The sequence below is a fragment of the uncultured Cardiobacterium sp. genome (genome assembly GCF_938028825.1).
GTDB lineage: Bacteria > Pseudomonadota > Gammaproteobacteria > Cardiobacteriales > Cardiobacteriaceae > Cardiobacterium.
In genome coordinates this window covers 12,188-33,436 of sequence record NZ_CALIZP010000089.1, presented here as the reverse complement: position 1 = coordinate 33,436, position 21,249 = coordinate 12,188, and the positions used below count along the sequence as shown (strand labels likewise).

Here is a 21,249-nt window from a genome sequence, read left to right as displayed (position 1 = left end):
CCTGTACTGTCTTCGGCTCGCCGCCTTGTCTCATTCCTGTTTGAAACGACTATATTTATGGGCAGCGGGACTCTACCACGGCTGGGTGGTTGGGCCGATGGTGAACTCGCTGATATTGGTGTCCTCCGGCTGGTTCAAGGCGAAGGCGACCACGCCGGCGACCCGTTCGGCGGGAATTTCGTAGGTATCGTAGAGTTGGCGGTAGCCGCCGGAGGTGGTGCTGTCGGTGATGTGATCAACCAGTTCGGATTGCACCGCCGCCGGGTAGAGGGTTGCGGTGCGGATGTTCGTCCCCGCCTGGGCCGATTCCATGCGCAGCGCTTCCATGATGGCCTTGACCGCCCATTTGGTGCCGCAGTACACGCCGCCGCCCGGATAGACTTTCAGCCCCGCCACCGACGAGGTCGCCAGTACATGCCCGGATTTTTGCGCAATGAAGGTCGGCAGCACGGCTGCGATGCCGTTGAGGACGCCTTTGATGTTGACGTCCACCATCGCGTTCCAGTTGGCGGTTTCCAGCGCGGCAAAAGGCGAGCTCGGCATCAGCCCGGCGTTGAGGAAGATAGCGTCCACTTTGCCGAAGCTGTCGAGCGCGAGTTGCACCAGCGCTTTGCTGTCTTCGGGATTGACGACATCGGTTGCGCGGTAAACCGCCGCACCGCCTTTGTTCTGAATGTTCGCGGCGATGGTTTTGAGTTTGTCTTCGCGGCGCGCGCCCAGCACCAGCTTGGCACCTGCTTCGGCGAGCGTGTAGGCGGTGGCTTCGCCGATGCCCGATGAGGCGCCGGTGATGATGACGACTTTGTTCTCGATGTGGTTCATGGTTGTTCTCCGTGGTTGGTGCGGCGGGGGATTATAGGGGGCGGCGACCGGTCTGTTTAGCACCGTGCCGCTTCAGACTGTGTTTGGTGAGATGGAATAATCCGGCCGCACTGCGGGGTGCCGGACTTGCGCAGGGTGGACGGCTTGTTGCTCACGCGCTCTGTGGTCTGAGCAGTCGAGGCGGCGGGTTTGCGGCGGTGAATGTGCGTCGGCGCGGGCGGTGTCCTGTTTATTTTTCGACGACGATGTTGGGGAATGCCTGCGCGGCGCTTTCTCTTGCGGCGAGGTTGGCCATGGTGCGCAGGGCGATGCGGCGGTAGCGGCGGGCGATGTCGCTCTCCGGTGCGGCGGCGGTGGTCGGGTTGCCGTTATCGGTTTCTTCGCGGATGCGGATGTCGAGCGGCACGTCGCCGAGGTAGGGCATGTGGTGGCTGACGGCGAGCAGCTTGCCGCCGTCTTTGCCGAAGATGTGCGCTTCATGGCCGCAGTTCGGGCAGATGTACACGCTCATGTTTTCGACGAGGCCAAGGATGGGGATGTTCACTTTGTCGAACATGGTTTTGGCTTTTTTGGCGTCGAGTAGGGCGATGTCCTGCGGGGTGGTGATGATGACGGCGCCGGCGACCGGGATTTGCTGGGCGAGGGTAAGCTGGGTGTCGCCGGTACCGGGCGGCAGGTCAATAATGAGGTAGTCAAGGTCGTGCCAGCGGGTTTCGCGGTAGAGTTGCAGCAGGGTTTGGTTGATCATCGGGCCGCGCCAGATCATGGCGGTGTCTTCGTCCACGAGGTCGCCGATGGAGAGGGTCTGGATGCCGTGACGGTTGACGGGCTGCATGGTTTTGCCGTCTTCACTGGTCGGGCGGGTCGCGCCACCGAGCATTCTCGCCTGGCTGGGGCCGTAGATGTCGGCATCCAGCAGGCCGGTGCGCGCACCAATTTGGTGCAGGGCGATGGCGAGGTTGACGGAGAGGGTGGATTTGCCGACGCCGCCTTTGCCGGAGGCGACAGCGATGATGTTTTTGATTTGCGGGTGGGCTTTGATGCCGCTGGCGTGGGCGCGTACGTGGTGGTCGAAGCGGATACGGGCGGTGTCGATGCCGAGTGCGGCCAGTGCGTCGCGCCAGCGGGGTTCTTCTTGTTGCGCGGGAAAGCCGGGGGCGAGGGTGAGGCTGCCGTCGTCGTTCGTCTGGATGACCCCGGTAGCGGCGAAGGGGGCGAGGTCGAGTTCGGGGTCGCGGTAGTTTTGGATGAGGTCGGTATTCATATAGGGAACCATTGTTGGAAGGAGAGCCAGGCTTGTGCTTGCAGCATGGTGCTGCCGTCGTAGGCGGTGAGGTGGCGTTTGCGCGCCCAGTCGAGGAAGGGGGTGTCGCGGCCGTAGGTCATGTCGTAGGCGCGGGTCTGCGGGTGTGCGATGTTGTCCGGCAGGGTGAAGGTGGTGTTGTTGAACGCCGCCGAGGTGGCGTTGATGATGAGGTCGTAAGCGGGCGCGGTAGCGAGGTCTTCGAGGCTGCCCGCCGTGAGCGGCACGGTGGTGTGCGGCTGTTGGGCGGCGATGATAGCAGCGGCTTTGCCGGCGGTGCGGTTGGCGATGTGCAGGGAGGCAAGCCCTGCGGCACAGAGGGGGGCGATGACGCCGCGCGCCGCCCCGCCCGCGCCGAGGATGAGGAGGTGTTTGCCGGCGAGCGGGTAGGCGTGCTCGTGTTCGAGGGCGTGGCGCAGGCCGCGGCCGTCGGTGTTGTCGCCGCAGAGTTTGCCGTTTTCTTGCCACAGGGTGTTGACGGCTTCGGCGAGTCGCGCGTCGGCGCTGGTTTGTGCGCAGAGGCGGTAGGCGGTTTCTTTATAGGGCAGGGTGATGTTGAGGCCGCGTCCGCCGTCAGCGAAGAATTGGGCGACGATGGCGGCGAAGTTATCTGCTTCGGCGAGGATGCGCTCGTAGCGCAGGTCGATGCCGCGCGCCTGCGCGAAGGCGGCGTGGATGTCCGGCGAGCGGGAATGGGCGATGGGGTTGCCGATGACGGCGCAGCGGTAAGTCGTCATGGGCGGTGTTTGAGTAGTTGCGCCGCTTCTTTGGCGAAGTAGGTGATGATGATGTCGGCGCCGGCACGTTTGAAGCCGAGCAGGGTTTCCATGATGATGGCTTCGCGCGTGAGCCAGCCGTTGGCGAAGGCGGCATTCAGCATGGCGTATTCGCCGCTCACCTGGTACACGGCAAGCGGGAAGGCGAATTGCTCTTTGGCGCGGCGGACGATGTCGAGGTAGGGCATGCCGGGTTTGACCATGACGTAATCCGCGCCCTCGCTGATGTCGAGGGCGATTTCGTGCAGGGCTTCGTCGCTGTTCGCGGGATCCATCTGGTAGGTGCGTTTGTCGGCTTTGCCGAGGTTGGCCGCCGAGCCGACAGCATCGCGGAAGGGGCCGTAGTAGGCGCTGGCGTATTTGGCGGAATAGGCCATGATGCGCACGTTGTTGTGGCCGTGCTGTTCGAGCGCTTGGCGGATGGCACCGATGCGGCCGTCCATCATGTCGGACGGGGCGACGATATCCACGCCTGCGTCCGCGTGGCAGAGCGCCTGCTTGATGAGGGTGGCGACGGTGATGTCGTTCAGGATGTAGCCGTCGGCGTCGGTGATGCCGTCCTGTCCGTGAATGGTGTAGGGGTCAAGCGCGACGTCCGTCATGATGCCGAGTTCCGGAAACGCCGCTTTCACGGCACGCACGGCGCGGGGAATGAGGCCGTCAGGGTCGTAAGCGGCGGCAGCATCGGCGCTTTTGTGTTCCTGGCCGATGACGGGGAACGGCGCGATGGCGGGGACACCGAGGGCAACCAGTTCGCGGCATTCTTCCAGGAGGAGGTCGATAGAAAAGCGGGCAATGCCGGGCATGGACGGGATGGCTTCCCGCTTCTGCTCGCCTTCGCAGATGAAAACGGGCTGGATGAGGTCATCAACGGTCAGGGTGTGTTCGCGGGTGAGGCGACGGCTGAAATCGTCCTTGCGGTTGCGGCGTTTGCGGGTGAGCGGGTAGGTTTGAGCGGGGATGTGCATGGTAGGGTGTCCGTGGGAAAGGGAGGCTATCTTACTACTTGCCTGCCGCCGCGTGACAAGGCGACAGGCGCGGTATGCCGCCGGCGGGGTCAGGGAATGGCGTCGGCACCGAGGATGCCGTGGTGCTGTCTGACGAGGTCGTAAGGCAGGAGGGTGTCTTCGGGATGGGCGTGGACAGCCCTGCGCGGCGGCAGCAGCGGGCCGATGTAGAGGCCGCGCGGGGTGAGGTAGAAGTAGGGATATTGGTAGTCTTGGGCGCGGTAGGGGTAGCCGCGCATGGTTTGTGGTGCCGCCGCTTGCAGCGCGTCCAGCAGCCAGGCGGCGCGGGTTTCGCGCAGGGTCTGGTCGGCAGGGCTCTCGTCGGCGAGGAAATGCGGTGCGCCGCCGCCAATCCAGAACAGGTCTTCGAGTTCGAGGCCGCGCGCCTGCTTGATGTCGTAGGTGATGCCGTAATGGCCGCCGTAGCCGCAGTTGGTCTGTTCATGGATGTGGGCGCTGATGTAGCGCGGGCCGAGGTAGGTCGGGGTGATGTTGACGCGGTAGTCGAGCGCGGCGCGCTTGTCCGCAGGCAGTGCGGCCAGGCATTGGCGGCGGGCGTAGAGAGTAGCGAGCGCCTGTGCGCGCAGATAGGGGTTGATGGCGTCGCGCTCCGCGTCGCTGTAACCGTCGCGGATGAGGAAATGGGTGATGCCGCTCGCGGGTTCGCGCCAGTCTTGCAGGGTAACGGCTTTGTCGTTGTGGGCGGTGGCTTTTTCCGCCGTGAAGGTAATGTCGTCCAGCAGCGCCGCCGCATAGGGCATTTCGGTGGCAAAGAGGCGGTTGGCGGGGTCGCGGACGGGCGGGGTGTAGGGCGCAAGCGCCGCGCCGTCCCTGATGCGCCAGTTATCGCCGCGTTGTTCGAGGAGGGTAGCGGCAGCGGTGCGGTAACAGCGCGCATCTGCCGGGCAGTCGCCGCTTGGCGCAAGCGGGAACGGCAGGCGCTCGTCTTCGTAGTGGTGGGTCAGGCTGTCGCTGTCGAGGACGAGGGCACGCCCGGCGTCGTCGCCGCGATAGACGGCGGCGTGGGCGTGGTATGACAGCAGGACAGGCAGCAGGAGGGCGGTAATAAGGCGTGGCATGGGCGTTCAGGTAAGGATATTCAGGAGCGGTGACTATAACCGCTTCGCGGGGAAATCCCTACGGTCTGCCTTGCCCCGCCGCCAAGCCGATAATCACGCGCTTTTGCCGCGCGCATAAGCCATTGATCGCAAAAAAAATGTTTACCGAAATCCACACACCCGGGAGGTAAACACCATGCAAAAACCGCATTCAACCTGGCCGCCCTCATCAGCGCCGGCCGGCTTCGCCGCCTACGACGGCACCTATACCGACAGTGACGACAGCTCCCCGGTCAAAGTGCGCAGCTATATAGAAGCCGTTCTGTGGATAGTGCGCACCGGCAGCCCGTGGCGGGATTTACCCAGGGAATTTGGCAAATGGAACAGCGTGTTCCGGCACTACCGCCGCCGGAGCAAAGCAGAGCGCTTTACCGGAATCTTTGCGGAAATCAGCGGTGAGGCGGATAGGGAATTTGGGGTACTCCCGGCGGATAAGGCGTTTGATGCGGATTGGCCGGTTAAGGATTTGACAGAACGCGGCAGTAAAGTGGTTATCCCGCCGCGCAGTAACCGCAAGCCCGCGCGTGAGTATGACAGGGAGATGTACAAGTGGCGGCATCTGGTTGAAAATTTCTTCTGTAAATTGAATGGGTTCAAGAAGGCCGCCATGCGGGCGGAAAAGACGGATATATCCTTTTCCGCCAATATTTATCTGACTGCCACTCATCGCCCTACAATAATGTCAACAGCCCCTAAGATATTACCGAAGCGGTGGATAGTAGAGCGCAGTTTTTCCTGGTTGGAAAAGAACAGGCGGCTTTGGAAAAACGGTGAGCGTAAGTTGAGTACCGGCTTGCAAATGGTAGTTTCGGCTTTCTTGGGAGTCCTGCTGCGGAGACTATGAACACGTTCTTATTTTAATTGGCTATAAATGTCGTAGCGGGTGTTGGGGCCGTCGATGTGGTAATCCGGCGCGGCATCCGCCAGCGGCGGCGCATGTTGCGGGCGCTTGACGATGACGCGGCGGGTGGCGGCGAGGCGGGCGCGGGCGAGGAGTGCGGCGTCGTCGCCGTCATGCCCGATGAGTTGTTGCAGCGCCTGCATATGCTTTTTGACTTTCGCGCTTTTGCGCCGCTCGGGGTACATCGGGTCAAGATATACCGCGTCAAAACCTTGCGGCGGCAGCGCGGTTGCGGCGTCGGCGTGGACAAGCGTCAGACGGGTCGCGATAGCAGCAGTTTTAGGGTTATCGCGAGCCTCCGCGAGAGCGGCGGCAAGCAGCGTGTGTAGATAGGGGTTTTGCTCGTAGAGGGTGAGGGAGAAACCGCGTGAGGCGAGCAGCCAGGCATCTTTGCCCCAGCCGGCAGTAGCGTCCGCCACCTGCGCGCCCGCCATGCCGCGCAGGGTTTTCGGCAGGGTTTCGCTGCCGCTGCGTTTGAGGTAACTGCTGAAATCAAGCGTCAACGGCGGGTGGCGCTGCTCGCGGTCGCAGAGATGGTAGCGGCCATCCCGCCAGTGCAGGTAGTAACCACCTGCGGCGTCATCGGGGTGATGGATGCGGCAGGCGGTGGGCGGCGGGTCGGGCGGATCGCTGAGCAGGTAGAGGGTCATGGTGCTGCGCTTCAATCTCCGGCGGCGAAGAACATCAGTTTGGAAAAGTCGCGTTTTTTCAGGCTTTCGCGGTCGATGAAGCATTGTGCCGCCATGCTGAATGGCACAAGTGCACACCACTTCCCTTCGCTGTTGCGGAATACGCCCGCTTCTGTCAGCTGGAAGAGCAGGCGCATGTTGGTGTGAATGATCGTTTTATCTTCTTCGCCGTTATAGATGGATACGTAACGGGGATCGTATTGGGGGTAGGTGGCATAACCGAGCAGGCGGCATTCGTGATTGCGCGGCAGGGCATCGCAAAGTTCTGCCACGGCTTCGTCGTATATTTTGCCGAAGCGGTAATGCCCTTCGCCTTGTTCGTCGTAGTGCTCGATTTCGATGTCTTCTGTTTCCGGATAGCTGATGGTGGTGGAAAAGTGCAGTGCCAACTCGCGGTAAAACGGCAGGTAATAGGCGATGCCGTATTTTGCTTTGAAGGCCTCACAGGCTTCATCAATAAGGTCGCTGTATAAGCCAAGCTCCGGATTCGATAATTTGCTGATTTCCGCGTGCCAGGCGCGCATTTCAGCGATGGCGGTCTGGTTGCCGGCATCGCCGGGCAATTCGGGGAGGAAGCGCACTTGCGCCCAATCGCCGGTAGCGTCAAGGAAACCGATGTTGGCATCCATCGGAGAAAAGATTTGCAGCAGCCCCTGCTCAGGCAGGTCAGGATGTTGCCCCGCTTGCGCGGCGATTTCCGCAAAGTTGAATTGCGCCAGCAGCATATAGGGCAGGCCATGCCGGTCGCGCGGGCAGTCTTCCCCGGCGGCGATATAGGGAACGCCGCCGAATTTGCTGGCCAGCAGCGGCAGTTCGTCGGCAGCTTCGCTGACGTTGATGCTGATGCAGGGCTGCGCCAGCTCGCGGTAGTAGTCACGCACGGTTGGCGGCAGTTGGGCCAGGATTTCTTCTTGGGTCAGTTTTTCAGGGTTCATGTTTTTCTCCGGGTTGAGGGATGTGGGTCAATCGGTGATTTTCCGTTATTGCTTCACCACCAGCAGCAGCCCCGCGCCGATGGGCACGATGCTGTGGCGGTAGTCTTCGGCGGCGGTGACCAGGGCGGTGAAGTCCTGCACTTGCGCGGCGTGCGAGATGACGTTGTCCACCACCAGCAGGCTGCCGCTGCGCGCCAGGCAGCGGCGGAGATCCGGCCAGTAGGCGGGGTAGGCGGGGCGTTCCGCGTCAAGCAGGATGAAGTCGTAAGTTTCCTCGGTGTCGCGCAGGAAGGCGGCGGCGTCCACGCAGAGGGCGGTCGCGGCCAGTCCGCAGGCGTGCAGGTGTTGACTGGCGGTGGCATGGCGCGCGGGGTCGATTTCCAGTGTGGTCAGGCGGCCGCCCGTCTGCGCGGCGGCTTCTGCCAGCCACAGGGTGGAGTAGCCGCCCGAGGTGCCGATTTCGAGCAGGTTTTGCGCCTGTTTGGCCACGACGAGCACGGCGAGCAATGCGGCGCTTGCCGGCTCGATGCTGCGCCAGCGGTGCAGGCGGTCGGCTTGGGCGGCATCGGCGCTGTGGTAGGTGTGATAGAGGGTGTCGAGGTATTGGCGAAGGTCGGGACGCATGGTGGTCTCCCGTTGTGTATGACCGCCACAGTGTAATCCCTTCAATTTTTCCGATGTTGTTTTTTGGCTGCCCGTCGGGCCGTCAAGCGGGCAAAATAGCGGCTTTTCGGAGGGATGACGGGATGGATGTCTGGTTGCTGCTGGCCGGGGAATTTGCCCCGCCGCCGCATCTGCCGCAGGCGGGGGATGTGGTCGTGGCGGTTGATGGCGGGATGCGTCATGCCGCCGTGCTTGGCGTCGTGCCGTCGCTGTGGCTGGGCGATTTTGACAGCAGCGATGCCGCTCTCGCCGCGCGATACGCCGCCGTGCCGCGTCTCGCTTTTCCCGTCAATAAGGACGAAACGGATGCCGAACTCGCCCTCGCCCATATCGCGCAACATCACCCGCAGGCGCGCACCGTGCAAATCATCGGCGCGGCGGGCGGCGAGGCGGATCATGCTTTTGCCAACCTGTGGGTGCTGCCACGCTTTGCCCTGCCGACGCTGCTTTACGGCCGCACGGCGACGTATGCCTTCGCGCACGGCCCCGCTGCCTGGGAGATACACGGCCAGGCAGGCGACAAAGTCAGCATATTTGCCTTGACGGCAATCCACGGCCTTGCCAACAGCGGCCTGCGCTGGGCAGCAGAAGGCCTCCATCTGACGCCGTTTCGCGCCCACGGTGCGCGTAACGAACTCTGCGCTGCACGTGCCGCCATCCGCTGGCAAAGCGGCGCCGGGCTGGTCATCGTCCCCACCGCCGCAAGCGGCACATTACATTCATGTATCATTTCCCCTTCATTCACCCAATAACGCAGAAAAATGAAATACCTGACCTTCCTGTTGATTACCCTGCTCGGCGCAACCGTCGCTGCCAAAGACCCCGACAAAAGCAACGAATGGAGCCGCATCCCCGCCCCCATCGGCCATACCCCGCAGGCCATCGGCGGCGCCGCAAACGGCTGCCAGCTCGGCGCGCAGACCCTGGAAGCACAAGGCGAAGGCTTCATCAGCATCCGCCGCTGGCGCAACCGCTATTACAGCCAGCCCATCACCCTGCGCCTGGTGCGCCACGTCGGCCATGAAATCGCCAGCCTGCACCAGTCATCCATCCTCATCGGCGACCTCAGCCAGCCTGCCGGCGGCGAAATGCCTTTCGGCCACGGCAGCCACCGCAACGGCCTCGACGTGGACATCTGGTTCTACACCGTGCCACGCGGTCACCAGCCTGACCCGGAGATTGAACCGCCGTCGATGGTGGACGCCGCCGCTGGCACCCTCGCCCCCGGTGAGTGGCAAACTGCCTACCGCGATGCCCTGCACGCCGCCGCCACCTTCCCGGAAACCAACCGCATCTTCGTCAACCCCGTCATCAAACAGCACCTCTGCGACAGCGAGTCCGACACCCGCTGGCTGCGCAAAATCCGCCCGTGGATTGGTCACGACGCCCATTTCCACGTCCGCCTGAACTGCCCGCCCGGCAGCCCCGAATGCATCACCCAGCCCGCCATTCCGGCAGGCGACGGCTGCAATGCCGACCTGCGCAAATGGGTAGCCGACCAGAGCGATGCCGTCCTGAACCCCAGACCGCAACCGCCGCGCCCGCCCAAACCACCGAAAACCCCGCCCGCCGCCTGCCTGACCCTGCTACAAGGAAGCACACCATGACCGACAGCACCCTGCTCACCCCCGAACAATTCGCGCGCGACCTCGCCGAAACCATCAGCCGCCAATTCCAGACGCGCGTCTCCATCCAGCTCAACCGCCATCAGCCCGAGCACACCCACCTGCACGTCCACCTCGCCCAGCCGCTGACCCTGCCGCTGCAACACCTCTACCGGCGCTACCAGGAACACCCGGAAGAACTGCAAAAACTCATCGCCTTCGAACTGCAACGCATCAGCGAGCACACCATCAGCCAGACCCCGGCAGATGACCCCGAAGCCATCATGCCGCAAATTAAAAGCGCGGGCTGGCTGCAAGAACTGCAAAAACAACTCGCCGAGCGCCAGCCAGAAAAAGAACTGAAAGACCTCATCACCGCCCAACCCTACCTCGCCGACCTCTTCATCTGCTACGTGTACGAATGCCCGGCCGGGCTGCGCTACCTCTCGCAGGCAGAAAGCGAAGCGTTGGGCTACGGCAACCCGCTGCTGCTGCGTACCCGCGCCATCAAAAACCTGCGCAAACGCAAACACCGCAGCAAACTCTACCGCCTCGAAGGCGGGGCTTACAGCCTCGTGCTGGACGGCGTGTACGACGCCTCGCTGCTGCTCATCATCGACGAAATCCTGCCGCCCGGCTGGCTGCACAGCGCCGTCTTCGCCGTCCCCTCGCGCGGTGAACTGCTGCTCGCCAAAGACGACGGCGCCGCCAGCCTGCAAGAACTGCAAACGCTCATCAGCGAAGTCAGCAGCAAAACCGCCCACCCCGTCAGCCCGCACCTCTACCGCTGGCAGGACGGCCAACTGCGCCTCTACCGCGCCAATCCAGGACTTTGAAACCAACCTTCCCTTGTAACCAAAGCCCCTCCCCCACTGACTGCATCCTGCAAAAACGCGAGCATTGTTGTGAGTACCCGGCGGAGGGCTTGCGGACTCGAAGAGTCCGCGTTAGCGAGAAGGGGTTAAACACATCCGCGCAGCAGCAAAACCCGGCATGTACGCCGCTTGACGGCTGCCCTGCCCTCTTCAACGAACCCGGCAACCGTGCCAACCCAAAAAGTGCCGCCGCTTGCGGGAGAAGTCGGACAGGGACAGCAACCAAACAATGACACAGCCGAGGATATTCACCATGACCCAAAGCAACGACCCCTTTACCGGCATCCGCCTACCGGACAGCGCGGAAATCCTTGAAGAACACCGCTTCCCGCTCTACGGCCTCACCGGTCTCTACCAGAAACTGCGCGTTCCGGCGGCGGGCGTGCAAGTCGAAAGCATCACCGTCAGCCTCAGCGAGGCAGCAGGACAGAACGTCCGGGAACTGCTGAACCTCGTCCTCGCTTCCGGCTACGTCGCCGAAGATGCCGAGCTCACCTTCCGCGAAAACCGCGCCGCCGGCTACCTCTATACCTACTTCAACATCGTGCCGCTTACCGACGCGCCATAAAAACCGCCTGCGCGCGGCGGCAAAACGGAAAATGCAGCGGCATTGCCCGGCCACGTCTCCCGAAGCGGGGCGCAAGCGGCAGGAACACGGCCCGGACAAAGCCCGGCCCGCTTGCCCGCCTTTTCCCCGCGCGGCGATAATGCGGCTCTCACACTTTCGGAGTTTGATATGGACAGTATCGACCGCTTTGTCGCCCTGCTCGATGTAGAGACCAGCATCGAGCTTTACTGCCACCTGCACGCGCCGTTCCGCCTGCACCATGAGGCCGACGCCTACGGCACGGCGTGGTTTCATCTGCTGCTTGACGGCCACTGCACGATGTCGCATGCGGGGAAACATTACCGGCTGCGGGCCGGGGATTTTTGCCTGTGGACGAGCGGCAGCGCACACACCATCAACATCGGCGCCGAGGGCAGTGCCTTCGTGGAGGATCGGGAGAACGGCCTGCGGCATCTGCGCAACGGCGGCGACGGCGAACCGCTCAGGATGCTGTGCGGCGCGTACACGGCCCGCAACCGCGCGGCGGCGGGTCTGTGGCGGATCTTGCCCGAACCGCTGATTGTCCCGCTTGGCGATGTGCCGCAGTTGCAGGCGCTGTGCGCGCTGATTCACGAGGAGGCGCGGGCGCGGCATGAAGGCAGCATCGGCATCGTCCGCGCATTGAGCGAAGTGTTGCTGCTTCTGGCGTTGCGGCATACCGGCAGCCTGCCGCAGCAGCACCGCCTGACCGCGCTGTTTGCCGATACGGGACTGGCGCGGGCGCTGGCGCACATCCTCGCCGCACCGTTCACCCCGTACACCACGGCAGGGCTGGCGGAAGCCGCCTGCATGTCGCGCGCGACCTTTGCGCGCAAGTTTCAGGCGGCGGCGGGCTGCGGCGTGCAAACCTTCATCAGGATGCTGAAAATGTCGGCAGCGGCCAAATTGCTGCGCGACAGCAATCTGGCGGTCGCCCGCATCGCTGAAGAAACGGGCTACCAGTCGGAAGCGGCCTTCAACAATGCCTTCAAGGCGCAGTTCGGGATAACGCCCGCCCGCTTCCGGCGGCAGGAAGGCACCGCCGCATGAAAGAAAACCCCGCTGCGGCGGGGTTTTTCAATAGCCGTTGCAAACAGGCGGCGGCCGTCAGCCGCCGAGGTAGGCTTTGCGGATGGCGTCGCTGCTGAGCAGGTTGGCGCCGGTGTCGCTGTGGGTGATGCGGCCGAGCTCGAGGATGTAGCCGCGGTCGGCGATTTGCAGCGCTTTGTGCGCGTTTTGTTCGACGAGGAAGATGGTGATGCCCCGGGCGCGGATGTCTTTGATGATGTCGAAGATCTGGGCAATGATGATCGGGGCGAGGCCTAGCGAGGGTTCGTCCAGCAGCAGCAGTTTCGGCTGCATCATCAGGCCGCGCCCGATGGCGAGCATTTGCTGTTCGCCGCCGGAAAGGGTGCCCGCGCGCTGGCGGCTGCGTTCTTTGAGGCGCGGGAAGAGTTCGTAGATGTGGGCGAGGTTTTTCCGGTTGTCGTCTTTGCTGTGGTGGAAGCCGCCGAGTTCGAGGTTTTCTTCGATGGTGAGCGCCGGGAAGATGCGCCGCCCTTCGGGGACGAGGGCGATGCCGCTCCTGCTGATTTTGTGGGTGGGGGTGCGGGTGATGTCCGCGCCGAGGTAGGTGATGTTGCCGCTGCTGGCGCGCGGGCTGCCGCAGATGGTGTTGAGCAGGGTGGATTTGCCCGCGCCGTTCGCGCCGATGAGGGTGACGATTTCGCCTTGTTCGATGCCGAGCGAGACGCCTTTTAGCGCTTCGATTTGCCCGTAGTGGGTGTGCAGGTCGGTGAGGGTGAGCATCAGGATTCTCCGAGGTAGGCGCGCACGACTTCGGGGTTGTTGCGGATGTCGTCCGGCGTGCCGTAGGCGATGGGGCGGCCGTATTCCATCACCATGATGTGTTCGGAGACGCGCATGATGAGGCTCATGTCGTGCTCGATGAGCAGCACGCTGATGCCGTGGCGGTCGCGCAGGGTTTCGATGAGGGTAACGAGGGCGGCGGTTTCTTGCGGGTTCAGCCCGGCGGCGGGTTCGTCGAGGATGAGGACGCGCGGTTCGGTCATCATGCAGCGCGCGATTTCGAGGCGGCGCTGCTGGCCGTAGGCGAGGCTGCCCGCTTCGTGGTTGGCAAAGGGGCGCAGTTCGAAGGTGTCGAGCCAGCTGGCGGCGCGTTCTTTGGCGGCGCGCTCGCTGGCGCGGTAGGCGCGGCTGTGCAGGATGCCGCTGAGGTAGCCGGTATTGAGGCGGTTGTGCCGCGCGATGAGGAGGTTTTCCAGCACGGTCATGTCGCGGAAGAGGCGGATGTTCTGGAAGGTGCGGGTCAGCCCTTTTTGCGCGATGCGGTAGCCGGGAAGACCGGTGATGTCTTCGCCGGCGAGGGTGACGCGGCCGGCGGTCGGGCGGTAGAAGCCGCTGATGCAGTTGAAGACGGTGGTTTTGCCCGCACCGTTCGGGCCGATGATGGCGGCGATTTCTTTTTCGCCGAGGGTGAAGCGGACGTTATCGACGGCGACGAGGCCGCCGAACTGCATGCGCAGGTTTTCGACGGTGAGCAGGCTCATTCGGGCAGCTCCATTTTCGGGCGTTGCGCGGGGATGAGCCCCTGTGGCCGCCAGATCATCATCAGCACCATGACGAGGCCGAAGATGAGCATGCGGTATTGGGCGAATTCGCGCGCGATTTCGGGGATGACGGTGAGGGCGACGGCGGCGAGGATGACGCCGGTCTGCGAGCCCATGCCGCCGAGGACAACGATGGCCAGCATGATGGCGGATTCCCAGAAGGTGAAGGATTCGGGGCTGACGGTGCCCTGGAAGGCGGCGTAGAACGCGCCGGCGAGACCGGCGAAGGCGGCACCGATGGCAAAGGCCGAGAGTTTGATGGCGGTGGTGTTGATGCCGAGCGAGCGGCAGGCGATTTCGTCTTCACGCAGGGCTTCCCAGGCACGGCCGATGGGCATGCGCAGCAGGCGGTTGATAATCCACAGGGTGGAGAGGCAGAGGCCGAGGATGATGAAGTAGAGGTAGATGCCGCGTATTTCGGGGGTAAAGGGGATGCCGAAGAAATCCTGGAAGCTGGTCATGCCTTCCGGGGCTTTGCGCGCAAAGGCGATGTGGAAGAGGCCGGGCTTGGGGATGTTGTTGATGCCTTGCGGGCCGTTGGTGAGGCTGTCGAGGTTGTTGAGCAGGATGCGCACGATTTCGCCGAAGCCGAGGGTAACGATGGCGAGGTAGTCACCGCGCAGGCGCAGCACGGGGAAGCCGAGGATGAGGCCGGCGAGGCCGGCGATGAGGGCGGCGAGCGGCAGCACGGTCCAGAAGCCGAGGCCGTGCTGGGCGAGGATGGCGTAGGTGTAGGCACCGATGGCGTAGAAGGCGACGTGGCCGAGGTCAAGCAGCCCGGCATAGCCGACGACGATGTTCAGGCTGAGGCCGAGCATGACGTAGATGAGCGCAATGGTCATGATGTTGACCGCGCCGCGCGAGCCGAAAACGGGGACGAGGAAGGCGGCGACAATCAGGAGTGCCAGCACCCAGCCGCGATGGTTTTCGATAAAAGCCGCCGGACGGAAGGCGTCGGGACGCGGGGCGCTGCCGCGCAGGCGGTGTTTCGCGCGGATGGCGAGCGGCAGCAGCAGTTGCAGGATGAAGACGATGGCGGCGGCGCAGGCACTGTGTTGCCACTGTCCGGAAAGGCTGAGACCCTGCGCGCTCTGGTGCAGGTGCACGCCGAGGATGGGCAGGGTGATGAGGAAGGTAAGCGCGGCGGCAATGGCGGCGTAGAGCAGGTAGCGCATCAGACTTTCTCCACTTCGGGTTTGCCGAGGATGCCGGACGGGCGGATGAGCAGGACGACGATCAGCAGGGAAAAGGCGACCAGGTCTTTGTATTCGCTGGTGAGATAAGCGGAGGCGAGGCTTTCCGAGAGGCCGAGGATGAAGCCGCCGAGCATCGCGCCGGGGATGGAGCCGATGCCGCCCAAAACGGCGGCGGTGAAGGCTTTCATGCCATAGACGAAGCCCATGTAGGGGTTGATGGTGCCGTAGTAGAGGGCGACCAGCACGCCGGCAATCGCCGCCAGTGCTGCGCCGATGACGAAGGTCAGCGCGATGATTTTGTCGGCATCAATGCCGAGCAGTTTCGCCATGCCGATGTCGGAGGCGCAGGCGCGGCAGGCTTTGCCCATTTTCGAGCGCTTGATGAAGTAGTTGAGGCCGAGCATGGTGGCGAGCGTGGTCGCGAAGATGATCACCTGCAAGGCGGAGAGGCTGATGCTTTTACCGTCGGCAGAGGCGAGCAGCGTCCAGCGTGCGGTGAGGACGGGTTGCAGGGCGATGTCCTTGTTGCTTTGCCCCAGGGCGACGAAGTTTTGCAGGAAGATGGACATGCCGATGGCGGAGATGAGCGGCACCAGGCGCGGGCTGTTGCGCAGCGGCTTGTAGGCGATTTTTTCCACCGCAAAGCCGTAACCGCCGGTAAGCACCACCGCAATCAGCAGGGCGAGGATGATGACCAGGGTCAGCGGCAGGCCGAAGGCCGGCAGGCCGACGATGGAGACCACGCCGATGTAGGCGCCAATCATGTAAATCTCGCCGTGGGCGAAGTTGATCAGGCCGATGATGCCGTACACCATGGTGTAACCGATGGCAATCAGCGCGTAGATGCTGCCGAGCGACAGGCCGTTAATAATCTGCTGCAAAAAGTTGTACATAGGGACACGCGAAAAAAAGCGGTGCGCCATGACAAAGCGCACCGCACATGGATGGATTACTGGCTTTTCAGGATTTTGCGCCCGTCGGCGTGCAATTCATAGACGACGGAATGGAAGTCCTTCAAATCGCCGTTTTCTTCAAAGGCAATCTTGCCGATGGCCGTTTCATATTCACCCTTGCGCAATTCCTTGGCGACCGTGTCGGGGTCGTCGCTCTTGCTGCGGTTTGCCGCTTCAGCCAGCACCTGCACGGCGGAATAGGCGGGCATGACGAACGGGCCGTTCGGGTCTTGTTTTTTCGCCTTGATGGCTTCAACAATCGCGGCATTTTTCGGGTCGGCGGAAAAATCCATCGGCACGGTCGCCAGCACCCCTTCTGCGGCATCACCGGCGATAGCGAACAAATCGGCGTTATCAACGCCATCCGCGCCCATGAAGACTGGCTTGAAGCCCTGATCCGCCCCCTGACGCAGAATCGCGCCCGCTTCCGGGTGGAAACCGCCCCAATAGACGAAATCGACATTGGCGTTCTTCAGCTTGGTAATCAGTGCGGAAAAATCGCTCTGCCCCTTGTTCACACCTTCAATGATGACCGGGGTGATGCCGCGCTTTTTCAGGTCGGCGGCGACTGCATCCACCAGCCCCTGTCCGTAAGCCTGCTTGTCATGCAAGAGGGCGATAGCTTTCGGCTTGATGACATCGGCGATATAAGCGGCGCTGACCGGCGCGCTCTGCAAGTCCGTACCAATCGTGCGCAGGATGGTGGTGTAACCCTTCTGCGACATTTCCGGCGAGGTGGAAGCGGCGGTAATCATCACGATGCCTTCCTCGTTGTAAATCTCGGCGGCAGGCATGGTGGAGGCCGAACACAAGTGGCCGATGACGAATTTCACCCCGTCGGCGACGATTTTGTTGGCAACCGTGACCGCCTGTTTCGGTTCGCAGGCATCGTCGTAGGATTTGGCGACAATCTTCTTGCCGTTCATGCCGCCGTTGGCGTTGATGAAATCAATCGCGGCTTCCGCACCGATCTTCTGAATCGTGCCGTATTGCGTGACCGGGCCGGTTTCGGGGCCGGCAAGCGCGATGGTGATGGTGTCATCGGCGGCGTGGGCGGCAGAGGCTGCGGCCAAAGCGAGGACTAACAGGGATTTTTTCATGACAACTCCGTAGGGTTCAGGGGAAAGGGCGGGCAGTTTCAAGAAAGCCCCGGAGCTTGTCAAGCAGGAGGGCTGCCGGCTGGGGGAAGCATGATGGTCGGCACCGACATGGCGGTGCAATCCGCCATGAAACGGGCGGATGTGGCGGTGAACAGCGCAAGACTGCGCCGTTTGTCACCAAGAACAGGGAGATAGTCGTTGCAAACGGGAATGAGGCAAGGCGGCGGGCCGATAGCGGTTTTTACGGGTGCCCGGCCAGACCCGCCAACACCGTATCCGTTTGAAGCGGCTATAAACAAAAATAGACCCGTTACCGGGCGCTTTGCCGCTGCCCGCCATGAGGAGGCAAGCGGCGCCTGCTCAAATCGCCACCGCTGCCGTCACGTCCGCATCGCTGATCATGCCGGCGGCGACGGTATGGTTGGTCGCTTCATCGATGAGGATGAAGGCGCCGGTGGCGGGGTTGACCGCGTAGCCGGTGGCATTGAGCGGTTGTTGCACGGTAAGGGTCAGGTAGCCGATGTCGTTGATGTGCAGGGTATCGGCGCTCGCGACTTTGGACAGCGTCTGCACGTCCCAGATGTAGCGGATGCCCCTGATTCTCGCGGCGGTGGTCTGCGTCGTGTGTTTGAGCAGGTAGCGGCGTCCCTGGTTCAGCGGCTGTTCGTCGAACCAGCACACCGCCGCTTCGATGTTTTTGCGCGGCGTGGTGGGGTTGTGGCTGCCGACAACGGCATCGCCGCGCGAGATGTCGAGATCGCGGTCGAGGGTGAGGGTGGCGACTTCGCCCGCCTGCACCCGTTCACGCTCGCCCTGCGGGGTGTAGATGGCGCTGATATGCGCTTCCTGCCCGCCCGGCAGGATTTTCACCGCATCGCCCCGGCGCAGTTCGCCCGCTTCCAGCCGCCCCTGATAGCCGCGAAAGTCGTCGCTGCTGCTGCCGTCCTGCCGGGCGACGCGCTGCACGGGGAAATGCGCGGGCAGGTTGGTGGCGGCGTGTTGCGCAGGCAGGGTTTCGAGCAGCGGCAGGAGTGGCAGCCCCTGATACCACGGGGTTTTTTCGCTGGCGTGGACGATGTTGTCGCCGTGCAGGGCGCTGATGGGCAGATAGTGGATGCGGGCGGTGATGCCGAGCAGTTCGGCGAGGCGGACGTAGGCGCGGGTGATGCAGCGGTATTTGTCTGCGTCGTAATCGAGCAGGTCGAGCTTGTTGACGGCGACAATAATCTGCGGCGTGCCGAGCAGGTTGAGGATGGCGCTGTGGCGGCGGGTCTGCGGCAGGAGGGTGGCGCTGTCGCCGTCGAAGGCGACACGGGTGGCGTCGATGAGGACGATGGCGGCGTCGGCGGTGGAGGCGCCCGTCACCATGTTGCGCGTGTACTGCTCGTGGCCGGGGGTGTCAGCGATGATGAATTTGCGTTTGGCTGTCGCGAAGTAGCGGTAAGCGACGTCAATGGTGATGCCCTGTTCGCGTTCGGCGGCGAGGCCGTCGGTAAGGCTGGCGAAATCGGGCAGAGCGCCATGCTGCGCGGCGCGGTCGAGTTTAGCGAGCTGGTCGCCGAGCAGGGTCTTGCTGTCGTAGAGCAGGCGGCCGATGAGGGTGGATTTGCCGTCATCAACACTGCCGGCGGTGATGAAGCGGAGCAGGGAGGCATTGTCGCTCATGATGTGTCCTTGATTTAAAAGGCGGCTACTGTAATCAGTTGCCCCCGTTTTGGGAAAGACGGTTTGGTTCTCGCGTTATGCACGGCGGTTATAAGCTGCCCGTCGATAAGTATTTTTATTTGTTTGCCCGTATCATGATTAGTAATTTAAATGGGAAAACTTCTTTTCAGCGTTAAATATCACTTTGTTTTCAGCGTATTGCAATTTTTCTGCAAAAAATACCCGCACCGCCGGAAAATTTTTTTTGACGCCTCTTGCCCCGCCCGCGATACTCGCCGCCCCTTTAATTCAACCGGAGAACATCCATGCAAGGACAACCAGAAGTCATCGCTTACCTCAACAAGCTCATCGCCGGCGAACTCGGCGCGCGCGACCAGTATTTCATTCACGCCCGCATGTACGACGAATGGGGCTACACCAAGCTGTTTGCCGCCAACCATCACGAAATGGAGCACGAAACCGAACACGCCACGCAGATGATCAAGCGCGTGCTGATGCTCGAAGGCACGCCGAACATGGTGCCTGCGCCGCTCAACATCGGGCGCGACGTCAAATCCATGATGGAAAACGACCTGCAAGCCGAATACTCGGTACGCGACAACCTGAAAACCGGCATCGCCCTCTGCGAACAGCACCACGACTACGTTACCCGCAACATGCTGATTGCCCAGCTGAAAGACACCGAAGAAGACCACGCGCACTGGCTGGAACAGCAACTGCGTCAGATTGAGCAAATGGGCTTGCAGAACTACCTGCAAAGCCAGCTGTAAGGAGGCGGTATGCAGATAGCACCCGAAGTGCTCGCCTGCCTGAACAAACTGCTCAGGCACGAGCTGACGGTCATCAACCAGTACTTCCTGCATGCGCGGATGCTGAACAACTGGGGCTACGACAGCGTCGGGCACACCATGTACAAACAGTCCATCCGCGCCATGAAAAACGCCGACAAGCTCATCGCGCGCATCTTCCTGCTCGAAGGGCTGCCGAACCTGCAAGACCTCGGCAAACTCTTCATCGGCGAAAGCGTGGCGGAAGCGATCGCCTGCGACCTGCAAGCGGCGTATGCCCAGCACGGCGACCTGCGTGATGCGGTGAAACTGCTCGGCGGCGCGCGCGATTTTGTCTCGCGCACCCTGGTGGAAACATTGCTTGATGACGTTGAGGAATACATCGACTGGCTGGAAACACAGCAGGACCTCATCGCCGACCTCGGCGAGGCGAACTACCTGCAACAGGCAGTCGGCGACAGCGGCGGACACTGACGCCGCCTCCGCAAACCCTTCCCGCCCGGAGGGGCGGCGGCATGACGGGCCCTTCCCGCTATCGGGAAGGGCTTTTTTGCATGTTCATTGCCAAATATAGTCGTTTCAAATAGGACTGAGACAAGGCGGCGCGCCGCAAACAGTACAACCAGTACGGCAAGGCGCGCCAACACCGTATCAGTTCTAGTTGAAACGACTATACCCCCACAAACCGCCGCCACTTGCCCATCGCAGAAATTTTCTTGACACTTTGCGCATGGCAACGGGCAGATGCGTTGCCTTTCTCCCCTTTGCCGCCCGTGGCATACTTTGCAGAACACCCGCGCGCGCAAAAACAGAATCCTTGCGTCGGCCCGCCGGTCATTCCCATCCTTGCCTGCCGGACAGGCATCCGTCTCTACCCGCACCTGCAAACCACCGCCCCATGCCTGACTACCTGCGCCCCGCCATTAGCCGCGAACTCGCCCCCGTCCTGAAACAGGCGGGTTTTACCCGCTGCCGGCCCGCCCACTTCCTGCGTGCCGACGGCGACATCCTGCACAGCATCACCCTTCTCCGCTCCCGCTACGGTAGCGGCGATCTCATGTTGGCCTACCGCTTCGGGCTGCTCTGCGACCCGCTGCTCGACACCGGCAACCAGCCCGCCGGCCTCGGCGACATCATCCAGCACCACGATTGGCGCACCGCCACAGCAACGGATGCCCGGCAGAGCCTCGCCGCCATCTGCGACTACTGCACCACGCACGTCCTGCCGTGGCTGGCCGCGCATGATAGCGTAACCGCCTACCTCGCCGCGCAACGCGACCCCAGACAGCGCGACGATGCCGCCGATCTTGCCTGCAACATCGCCCGCCTGCTGGACGGCGGCGACCCTGTCGCCGTCCGCGACGACTGCGCCCGCCTCGCCGCCCCCGCCAACTACTGGCAGCCGGAGGCACACGAGCACGCCATCATGCGGCACGCCCGCGCCCTTGCCGCCGCCATCAACGCGGCCGACTGGCAGCCACTGCTGGCGCAGTGGGCGGCTGCCAACCGCACCCGCTGCAAACTGCCCGCCTGAACTCCAAAGACCGCTGGGGCTTCATGGATGAATGGCGCATGCCAACGGCCCCGGTACCACTGCCCCGGCAGACGGCAACTTTTTGCCGCCTGCGGGAATTTTGG

Annotated in this window: 23 protein-coding genes; 9 read left to right on the top strand and 14 right to left on the bottom strand. The window is 62.7% G+C overall.

Annotated elements, in window-relative coordinates; translation table 11 throughout:
- Positions 1-72: 72 nt before the first annotated feature.
- The 5 genes from Q0562_RS12765 to Q0562_RS12745 form a co-directional block, all read right to left on the bottom strand.
- Positions 73-822, bottom strand: a complete 750-nt coding sequence (locus Q0562_RS12765) for an SDR family oxidoreductase (RefSeq protein ID WP_298644948.1) — start codon at positions 820-822, stop codon at positions 73-75.
- 229 nt (positions 823-1,051) lie between these two features.
- Positions 1,052-2,086, bottom strand: a complete 1,035-nt coding sequence (apbC, locus tag Q0562_RS12760) for an iron-sulfur cluster carrier protein ApbC (protein WP_298644946.1) — start codon at positions 2,084-2,086, stop codon at positions 1,052-1,054.
- The gene (gene aroE, locus Q0562_RS12755; RefSeq protein ID WP_298644944.1) at positions 2,083-2,862 is read right to left on the bottom strand and encodes a shikimate dehydrogenase; all 780 of its coding nucleotides are present in this window, start codon (positions 2,860-2,862) and stop codon (positions 2,083-2,085) included. The genes apbC and aroE overlap by 4 nt, the downstream gene beginning before the upstream one ends.
- A complete protein-coding gene (gene hemB, locus Q0562_RS12750) occupies positions 2,859-3,869 on the bottom strand; it encodes a porphobilinogen synthase (RefSeq protein WP_298644941.1) in 1,011 nt (336 codons plus the stop codon). The genes aroE and hemB overlap by 4 nt, the downstream gene beginning before the upstream one ends.
- A gap of 89 nt (positions 3,870-3,958) precedes the next feature.
- Positions 3,959-4,987 carry a hypothetical protein gene (locus Q0562_RS12745; RefSeq protein WP_298644938.1) on the bottom strand — a complete coding sequence of 343 codons (1,029 nt, stop codon included), beginning with the start codon at positions 4,985-4,987 and terminating at the stop codon, positions 3,959-3,961.
- Between the two features lie 175 nt (positions 4,988-5,162).
- Here Q0562_RS12745 and Q0562_RS13850 point away from each other — a divergent pair, with 175 nt between their 5' ends.
- Positions 5,163-5,870 carry a transposase gene (locus Q0562_RS13850; RefSeq protein WP_366144793.1) on the top strand — a complete coding sequence of 236 codons (708 nt, stop codon included), beginning with the start codon at positions 5,163-5,165 and terminating at the stop codon, positions 5,868-5,870.
- 8 nt (positions 5,871-5,878) lie between these two features.
- On the opposite strand, the gene Q0562_RS12730 is transcribed toward Q0562_RS13850, so the two are convergent.
- Genes Q0562_RS12730 through Q0562_RS12720 form a run of 3 tightly spaced genes read right to left on the bottom strand, consistent with a single transcriptional unit; the run spans position 5,879 to position 8,175 of the window.
- A complete protein-coding gene (locus tag Q0562_RS12730; RefSeq protein ID WP_298644935.1) occupies positions 5,879-6,577 on the bottom strand; it encodes a class I SAM-dependent methyltransferase in 699 nt (232 codons plus the stop codon).
- Positions 6,578-6,588: 11 nt separating this feature from the next.
- Positions 6,589-7,551 carry a YwqG family protein gene (locus Q0562_RS12725; RefSeq protein WP_298644932.1) on the bottom strand — a complete coding sequence of 321 codons (963 nt, stop codon included), beginning with the start codon at positions 7,549-7,551 and terminating at the stop codon, positions 6,589-6,591.
- A gap of 45 nt (positions 7,552-7,596) precedes the next feature.
- On the bottom strand, positions 7,597-8,175 hold the full coding sequence (locus Q0562_RS12720) for a class I SAM-dependent methyltransferase (RefSeq protein ID WP_298644929.1): 579 nt from the start codon (positions 8,173-8,175) through the stop codon (positions 7,597-7,599).
- Between the two features lie 122 nt (positions 8,176-8,297).
- On the opposite strand from Q0562_RS12720, the gene Q0562_RS12715 reads away from it, so the two are divergent.
- The 5 genes from Q0562_RS12715 to Q0562_RS12695 all read left to right on the top strand — a co-directional run bounded on the left by Q0562_RS12715 (position 8,298) and on the right by Q0562_RS12695 (position 12,329).
- Positions 8,298-8,966 carry a thiamine diphosphokinase gene (locus Q0562_RS12715; protein ID WP_298644928.1) on the top strand — a complete coding sequence of 223 codons (669 nt, stop codon included), beginning with the start codon at positions 8,298-8,300 and terminating at the stop codon, positions 8,964-8,966.
- Positions 8,967-8,975: 9 nt separating this feature from the next.
- Positions 8,976-9,821, top strand: a complete 846-nt coding sequence (locus Q0562_RS12710) for a penicillin-insensitive murein endopeptidase (RefSeq protein WP_298644925.1) — start codon at positions 8,976-8,978, stop codon at positions 9,819-9,821.
- On the top strand, positions 9,818-10,654 hold the full coding sequence (locus Q0562_RS12705; protein ID WP_298644923.1) for a hypothetical protein: 837 nt from the start codon (positions 9,818-9,820) through the stop codon (positions 10,652-10,654). The genes Q0562_RS12710 and Q0562_RS12705 overlap by 4 nt, the downstream gene beginning before the upstream one ends.
- Before the next feature lie 292 nt (positions 10,655-10,946).
- Entirely contained in the window at positions 10,947-11,261 is a 315-nt protein-coding gene (locus tag Q0562_RS12700; protein ID WP_298644920.1) for a hypothetical protein, read from the top strand.
- Positions 11,262-11,429: 168 nt separating this feature from the next.
- Positions 11,430-12,329, top strand: a complete 900-nt coding sequence (locus tag Q0562_RS12695) for an AraC family transcriptional regulator (protein WP_298644918.1) — start codon at positions 11,430-11,432, stop codon at positions 12,327-12,329.
- Positions 12,330-12,386: 57 nt separating this feature from the next.
- On the opposite strand, the gene Q0562_RS12690 is transcribed toward Q0562_RS12695, so the two are convergent.
- The 6 genes from Q0562_RS12690 to Q0562_RS12665 form a co-directional block, all read right to left on the bottom strand.
- Positions 12,387-13,088 carry an ABC transporter ATP-binding protein gene (locus Q0562_RS12690; RefSeq protein ID WP_298644916.1) on the bottom strand — a complete coding sequence of 234 codons (702 nt, stop codon included), beginning with the start codon at positions 13,086-13,088 and terminating at the stop codon, positions 12,387-12,389.
- Positions 13,088-13,849, bottom strand: a complete 762-nt coding sequence (livG, locus tag Q0562_RS12685; protein ID WP_298644913.1) for a high-affinity branched-chain amino acid ABC transporter ATP-binding protein LivG — start codon at positions 13,847-13,849, stop codon at positions 13,088-13,090. The genes Q0562_RS12690 and livG overlap by 1 nt, the downstream gene beginning before the upstream one ends.
- The gene (gene livM / locus Q0562_RS12680) at positions 13,846-15,084 is read right to left on the bottom strand and encodes a high-affinity branched-chain amino acid ABC transporter permease LivM (protein ID WP_298644911.1); all 1,239 of its coding nucleotides are present in this window, start codon (positions 15,082-15,084) and stop codon (positions 13,846-13,848) included. The genes livG and livM overlap by 4 nt, the downstream gene beginning before the upstream one ends.
- Positions 15,084-15,998, bottom strand: coding sequence for a high-affinity branched-chain amino acid ABC transporter permease LivH (gene livH, locus Q0562_RS12675; protein WP_298644909.1), 915 nt, complete (start codon positions 15,996-15,998; stop codon positions 15,084-15,086). Before livH ends, livM begins: the two co-directional genes overlap by 1 nt.
- A 56-nt stretch (positions 15,999-16,054) precedes the next feature.
- Positions 16,055-17,158: a high-affinity branched-chain amino acid ABC transporter substrate-binding protein gene (locus tag Q0562_RS12670; RefSeq protein ID WP_298644908.1), complete on the bottom strand. Its 1,104-nt coding sequence runs from the start codon at positions 17,156-17,158 to the stop codon at positions 16,055-16,057.
- Positions 17,159-17,518: 360 nt separating this feature from the next.
- Complete coding sequence (locus Q0562_RS12665) at positions 17,519-18,823, bottom strand: GTP-binding protein (RefSeq protein WP_298644906.1); 1,305 nt, start codon at positions 18,821-18,823, stop codon at positions 17,519-17,521.
- A gap of 305 nt (positions 18,824-19,128) precedes the next feature.
- On the opposite strand from Q0562_RS12665, the gene bfr (Q0562_RS12660) reads away from it, so the two are divergent.
- From bfr (Q0562_RS12660) to Q0562_RS12650, 3 genes are all read left to right on the top strand, one after another.
- Positions 19,129-19,593, top strand: coding sequence for a bacterioferritin (bfr, locus tag Q0562_RS12660; protein ID WP_298644904.1), 465 nt, complete (start codon positions 19,129-19,131; stop codon positions 19,591-19,593).
- A 9-nt stretch (positions 19,594-19,602) separates the two neighbouring features.
- Positions 19,603-20,085 carry a bacterioferritin gene (gene bfr, locus Q0562_RS12655; protein WP_298644902.1) on the top strand — a complete coding sequence of 161 codons (483 nt, stop codon included), beginning with the start codon at positions 19,603-19,605 and terminating at the stop codon, positions 20,083-20,085.
- 424 nt (positions 20,086-20,509) lie between these two features.
- Entirely contained in the window at positions 20,510-21,145 is a 636-nt protein-coding gene (locus tag Q0562_RS12650) for a DUF4304 domain-containing protein (RefSeq protein WP_298644901.1), read from the top strand.
- Positions 21,146-21,249 lie beyond the last annotated feature (104 nt).

Bases quoted from the DNA above. Each gene is read 5' to 3' on its own strand.
- aroE (WP_298644944.1), bottom strand. From the start codon at position 2,862: ATGACGACTTACCGCTGCGCCGTCATCGGCAACCCCATCGCCCATTCC.
- Q0562_RS12745 (WP_298644938.1), bottom strand. From the start codon at position 4,987: ATGCCACGCCTTATTACCGCCCTCCTGCTGCCTGTCCTGCTGTCATAC.
- livM (WP_298644911.1), bottom strand. From the start codon at position 15,084: ATGCGCTACCTGCTCTACGCCGCCATTGCCGCCGCGCTTACCTTCCTC.
- Q0562_RS12665 (WP_298644906.1), bottom strand. From the start codon at position 18,823: ATGAGCGACAATGCCTCCCTGCTCCGCTTCATCACCGCCGGCAGTGTT.
- hemB (WP_298644941.1), bottom strand. From the start codon at position 3,869: ATGCACATCCCCGCTCAAACCTACCCGCTCACCCGCAAACGCCGCAAC.
- livG (WP_298644913.1), bottom strand. From the start codon at position 13,849: ATGAGCCTGCTCACCGTCGAAAACCTGCGCATGCAGTTCGGCGGCCTC.
- Q0562_RS12650 (WP_298644901.1), top strand. From the start codon at position 20,510: ATGCCTGACTACCTGCGCCCCGCCATTAGCCGCGAACTCGCCCCCGTC.
- Q0562_RS12730 (WP_298644935.1), bottom strand. From the start codon at position 6,577: ATGACCCTCTACCTGCTCAGCGATCCGCCCGACCCGCCGCCCACCGCC.
- Q0562_RS12710 (WP_298644925.1), top strand. From the start codon at position 8,976: ATGAAATACCTGACCTTCCTGTTGATTACCCTGCTCGGCGCAACCGTC.
- Q0562_RS12725 (WP_298644932.1), bottom strand. From the start codon at position 7,551: ATGAACCCTGAAAAACTGACCCAAGAAGAAATCCTGGCCCAACTGCCG.
- livH (WP_298644909.1), bottom strand. From the start codon at position 15,998: ATGTACAACTTTTTGCAGCAGATTATTAACGGCCTGTCGCTCGGCAGC.
- Q0562_RS12690 (WP_298644916.1), bottom strand. From the start codon at position 13,088: ATGCTCACCCTCACCGACCTGCACACCCACTACGGGCAAATCGAAGCG.
- Q0562_RS12695 (WP_298644918.1), top strand. From the start codon at position 11,430: ATGGACAGTATCGACCGCTTTGTCGCCCTGCTCGATGTAGAGACCAGC.
- Q0562_RS12705 (WP_298644923.1), top strand. From the start codon at position 9,818: ATGACCGACAGCACCCTGCTCACCCCCGAACAATTCGCGCGCGACCTC.
- apbC (WP_298644946.1), bottom strand. From the start codon at position 2,086: ATGAATACCGACCTCATCCAAAACTACCGCGACCCCGAACTCGACCTC.
- Q0562_RS12720 (WP_298644929.1), bottom strand. From the start codon at position 8,175: ATGCGTCCCGACCTTCGCCAATACCTCGACACCCTCTATCACACCTAC.
- bfr (WP_298644902.1), top strand. From the start codon at position 19,603: ATGCAGATAGCACCCGAAGTGCTCGCCTGCCTGAACAAACTGCTCAGG.
- Q0562_RS13850 (WP_366144793.1), top strand. From the start codon at position 5,163: ATGCAAAAACCGCATTCAACCTGGCCGCCCTCATCAGCGCCGGCCGGC.
- Q0562_RS12700 (WP_298644920.1), top strand. From the start codon at position 10,947: ATGACCCAAAGCAACGACCCCTTTACCGGCATCCGCCTACCGGACAGC.
- Q0562_RS12715 (WP_298644928.1), top strand. From the start codon at position 8,298: ATGGATGTCTGGTTGCTGCTGGCCGGGGAATTTGCCCCGCCGCCGCAT.
- Q0562_RS12670 (WP_298644908.1), bottom strand. From the start codon at position 17,158: ATGAAAAAATCCCTGTTAGTCCTCGCTTTGGCCGCAGCCTCTGCCGCC.
- Q0562_RS12765 (WP_298644948.1), bottom strand. From the start codon at position 822: ATGAACCACATCGAGAACAAAGTCGTCATCATCACCGGCGCCTCATCG.
- bfr (WP_298644904.1), top strand. From the start codon at position 19,129: ATGCAAGGACAACCAGAAGTCATCGCTTACCTCAACAAGCTCATCGCC.